This window comes from Streptomyces sp. ID05-39B (genome assembly GCF_033794725.1).
Lineage (GTDB): Bacteria > Actinomycetota > Actinomycetes > Streptomycetales > Streptomycetaceae > Streptomyces > Streptomyces bobili.
Genome location: NZ_JARGEF010000421.1, coordinates 1 through 3,841, shown reverse-complemented (window position 1 = coordinate 3,841; position 3,841 = coordinate 1). Strand labels below are relative to the sequence as shown.

General features: G+C 72.6%; 4 protein-coding genes. 2 read left to right on the top strand and 2 right to left on the bottom strand.

Annotated features, from left to right (window positions below; all coding sequences use genetic code 11):
• The first annotated feature begins 115 nt into the window (after positions 1 to 115).
• Both P1P75_RS40435 and kstD read left to right on the top strand, forming a co-directional pair.
• Positions 116 to 667 (top strand): DUF6817 domain-containing protein, encoded by a 552-nt coding sequence (locus P1P75_RS40435; RefSeq protein WP_319264740.1) that lies wholly within the window; start codon positions 116 to 118, stop codon positions 665 to 667.
• A 137-nt stretch (positions 668 to 804) separates the two neighbouring features.
• Positions 805 to 2,538, top strand: coding sequence for a 3-oxosteroid 1-dehydrogenase (kstD, locus tag P1P75_RS40430; protein ID WP_319264742.1), 1,734 nt, complete (start codon positions 805 to 807; stop codon positions 2,536 to 2,538).
• A gap of 204 nt (positions 2,539 to 2,742) precedes the next feature.
• Here kstD and P1P75_RS40425 read toward each other — a convergent pair whose 3' ends face one another.
• On the bottom strand, positions 2,743 to 3,387 hold the full coding sequence (locus tag P1P75_RS40425; RefSeq protein WP_319264738.1) for a methyltransferase domain-containing protein: 645 nt from the start codon (positions 3,385 to 3,387) through the stop codon (positions 2,743 to 2,745).
• A 41-nt stretch (positions 3,388 to 3,428) separates the two neighbouring features.
• Positions 3,429 to 3,698 carry a hypothetical protein gene (locus P1P75_RS40420; protein ID WP_319264736.1) on the bottom strand — a complete coding sequence of 90 codons (270 nt, stop codon included), beginning with the start codon at positions 3,696 to 3,698 and terminating at the stop codon, positions 3,429 to 3,431.
• Positions 3,699 to 3,841 lie beyond the last annotated feature (143 nt).

Here is a 3,841-nt window from a genome sequence, read left to right as displayed (position 1 = left end):
GGCCGGTGGGGTTCAGGGTGGGGTGTAGAGCGAGCGTGACGTGGGCAAGGCGGTCTGGGCCGAACTCCCGCTGACGGCACGGGGAGAATGCTTGTAGGGGAAGAGGTGCTTCGGCATGGGGGAAGAAGAAGCGCTCGGCCGGGCCGAGGCGCTGCTGCGTGAGCTGGGCGCGGGGACGCTCGCGCACCCCGGCGGCACGCTCCTGGCCCACCTGCTCCGCGTACGTTCCCGGCTCGCCGACTGGGGCGCCGGCCCGGAGCTCCAGCTCGCCGGGCTCTGCCACGCCTTCTACGGCACCGACGGTTTCCCCTCGGCCCTGCTCCCGGTGGACCGCCGCGGTGAACTCGTCGCGGTGATCGGCGAGGAGGCGGAGGCGATCGTGTACTTCTACGCGAGCTGTGACCGGAAGGCGTCCTACCCGACGCCGGCCGGACCCGACCCGCGCTTCCACGACCGTTTCACGGGCACCCGCCGCATATCCGTGCCCCGCCTGCTCCACGACTTCGCCGATCTCACGGCGGCCAACGAACTCGACCTCGCCGACCTGGACCCCGCCTTCCGCGAACGATGGGGGCCCGACCTGCTCACCCTGTTCACCCGCTTGCGGCCCCTGCTGAGCGGGGCCGCCTGGGACGACTGCCGCAGAATCCTCGGCGCCGTCGCATAGGCCTTGACTTCCCAAGACCCCCGCGCGACAGTCCCGGCCCCTGTTCCCCTCAGGCTGGAGGGAGGGCCGCCGTGCCCTCAGGCGCCGACAGAGCCGCACTCGCATCGTCCGACGCGTCCCGCCCGTCCCGGAGGAAAGTGCTCGGCGCGGGGGCGGGGCTCGCCCTGGCCGCCGGGACGCAGGCCGGGGCGCAGGTCACCGCCTCCGCCGCCGAACCGCCCCTTCTCGGCACCTACGACGTCGTCGTCATCGGGTCGGGGGCCGCCGGGATGACCGCCGCGCTGACCGCCGCCAAGCACGGGCTGAGCTGTGTGGTCGTGGAGAAGGCGGCCACCTTCGGGGGGTCGGCGGCACGGTCGGGGGCCGGGATCTGGATTCCCAACAACCCGGTCATCCTCGCGGCGGGCGTCCCGGACACGCCCGCGAAGGCCGCCGCCTACCTCAAGGCCGTCGTCGGACCGGAGGTCGCAGCCGACCGGCAGGCCGCCTTCCTCGCCCACGGGCCCGCGATGCTCTCCTTCGTCATGGCCAACAGCCCGCTGCGGTTCCGCTGGATGGACGGATACAGCGACTACTACCCGGAGCTGCCCGGTGGCCTGCCGGGCGGACGGTCAGTCGAACCCGACCAGCTCGACGGCAACGTACTGGGCGCCGAACTCGCCCGCCTCAACCCGCCGTACATGCAACTCCCGGCCGGGATGGTCGTGTTCAGCGCCGACTACAAGTGGCTGGCGCTGGCCGCCGTGAGCGTGCGGGGTGCCGCCGTCGCCGCCGAGTGCCTGGCGCGCGGGACCAAGGCCGCCCTGCTCGGGCAGAAGCCGCTCACCATGGGGCAGTCCCTGGCGGCCGGCCTGCGTGCCGGGCTGCTCTTGGCCGGGGTGCCGGTGTGGCTGAGCACCCCGCTCACCGACCTGCGTGTGGAGGGCGGGAGGGTGACGGGCGCGGTCGTCACGCGCGACGGTGCCACCGGGCTCGTGCGCGCCCGGCGCGGAGTCGTCGTCGGGTCCGGCGGCTTCGAGCACAACGCGGCCATGCGGGCGCAGTACCAGCGTCAGCCGATCGGCACGGAGTGGACCGTCGGCGCGAAGGAGAACACGGGAGACGGCATCCGCGCCGGGCAACGCGTCGGCGGGTCCGTCGCGTTGATGGACGACGCATGGTGGGGACCGACCATCCCGGTCCCCGGCCGGCCGTACTTCTGCCTCGCCGAACGCACCCTCCCCGGCGGCCTCCTCGTCGACCGCTCCGGCGCCCGCTTCGTCAACGAGGCCGCCCCCTACAGCGACGTCGTCCACACCATGTACGACCGCCACCCCACCGACCCGGCCATCCCGGCCTGGCTGATCGTCGATCAGAACTACCGCAACCGGTATCTGTTCAAGGACGTCGCCCCGACCCTGCCCCTCCCCGACGACTGGTACAGCTCCGGAGCGGCGCACAAGTCCTGGACCTGGGACGGCCTCGCCACCGCCGTCGGCGTCCCGCCCGCCGCCCTGCGCGCCACCGTGGACCGCTTCAACTCCCTCGCCCTGCGCGGCCAGGACACCGACTTCGGCCGCGGCGACAGCGTGTACGACCACTACTACACGGACCCCGCCGTCCTCCCGAACTCCTGCCTGGCCCCGCTCTGGCTGCCGCCCTTCCACGCCTTCCGGATCGTCCCCGGCGACCTCGGCACCAAGGGCGGCCTGCGCACCGACGCCCGCGCCCGCGTCCTGCGCTCCGACGGCACTCCGATCCCCTGCCTCTACGCCGCCGGAAACGCCAGCGCGGCCGTGATGGGCCACAGCTACGCCGGCGCCGGTTCGACGATCGGCCCCGCGATGACCTTCGGCTACCTGGCCGCGCTGGACCTCGCGGGGGTCCTCTAGGGCGTGTTTCGAAAGTCCCGCCTGCCGGGCGACGCCTGGCACGCACGCTCGCCGCGTTGTCGGGATCATCCCGATACAACCAGTATCGGGACGACCCTCCGCCTTGCGATCGCACGCACCAGACGCCGCCCGGCCTGCCCTTCGGGCAGACGACGCTACTTTCGAAACACGCCCTAGGAGCTGCTCTCTCTCCGGCCGGGCTCTCTAGGCGCGGGCCACCAGGTAGGCCTGCGGCACCTTCTCGTCGAGTTCGGGCTCCGGTGCGCGGACCGTCCGGGAAGGCACGGAGAAACCGGCTTCGGCAAGCAGTCCGGCCATTCCCTCCGGTGTGCGGCGGTGGAAGTCCAGGGACACCGGGTGGCCCCACGGCTGTTCGAGGTGCCTGGGCTCCTCACCGACCTGGAAGGCGAGGAGAGCGTGCCCGCCGGGCTTCAGGACCCGCCGGAACTCGGCGAGGAGGTGGGGCAGCCGCTCAGCGGGCGTGTGGATGGACGAGTACCAGGAGACGACCCCGTCCAGTGAGCCGTCCTCGTACCCCAGCTCCAGCATCGAACCCCGCTCGAACCGGAGTCCCGGATTCTCCCGCCGCGCCACCGTCAGCATCGACTCCGACAGGTCGAGGCCGGACATGGACAGCCCCAGCGACGCGAGGTGCCCGGTCACCCGCCCCGGCCCGCACCCGAGATCAACCACCTTCCCGCCCACGCCCACGAGTTCGGCGTACAGCGCGAACACGGCCCGGTCCCAGGGGAGCTTCGCGTGCAGGTCGCGGAAGTGATCGGCGTAGTCCTCGGCGATGGCGTCGTAGAAGGTACGGGTGGCGGTGAGGAAATCGGAGGCTTCGGTCATGCGCGGGACCGTAACCGGTACCACTGACAGCCCCCGTCCTCCTACTCCGGGGCCTCGCCCGCCTGCCGGGGCGTCTCCCCGGTCTTCCCGCGCTTGCGCGCAACGCCCGCGCCCGCGTCGGCTCCCGCGCCGATGGCCGTGCCCAGGCAGATGCCGAGGGAGAGGCCGAGCCCGAGGTTGTCGAAGACGGTGAGACCCAGCGCGACCCCGAGGGCCGTGCCGATCCCCACTCCGGCCGCGAGTCCGATCGGCGCGGCGGGAGTGGCCCCGGCGCTGTCGGACGTGTCGCTTGTTTCGTCACCGTTTGCCATGTGATCCCCGTTTCCCGTTCCGTTTCCGTCGCGCCCGGTCAAGCGCGCGCACCCACATTGTCGCGGCTCGACCCAGCCCCAGCGCCCGCCGTCCCGCCACCGCCGCCGACTCCGTCGGCAACCCCGGTCCCCGGGGAGACAAC

What these genes read in the sequence shown, in the direction of transcription:
- P1P75_RS40420 (WP_319264736.1), bottom strand. Translation starts at nt 3,698, where the DNA reads ATGGCAAACGGTGACGAAACAAGCGACACGTCCGACAGCGCCGGGGCC.
- P1P75_RS40435 (WP_319264740.1), top strand. Translation starts at nt 116, where the DNA reads ATGGGGGAAGAAGAAGCGCTCGGCCGGGCCGAGGCGCTGCTGCGTGAG.
- P1P75_RS40425 (WP_319264738.1), bottom strand. Translation starts at nt 3,387, where the DNA reads ATGACCGAAGCCTCCGATTTCCTCACCGCCACCCGTACCTTCTACGAC.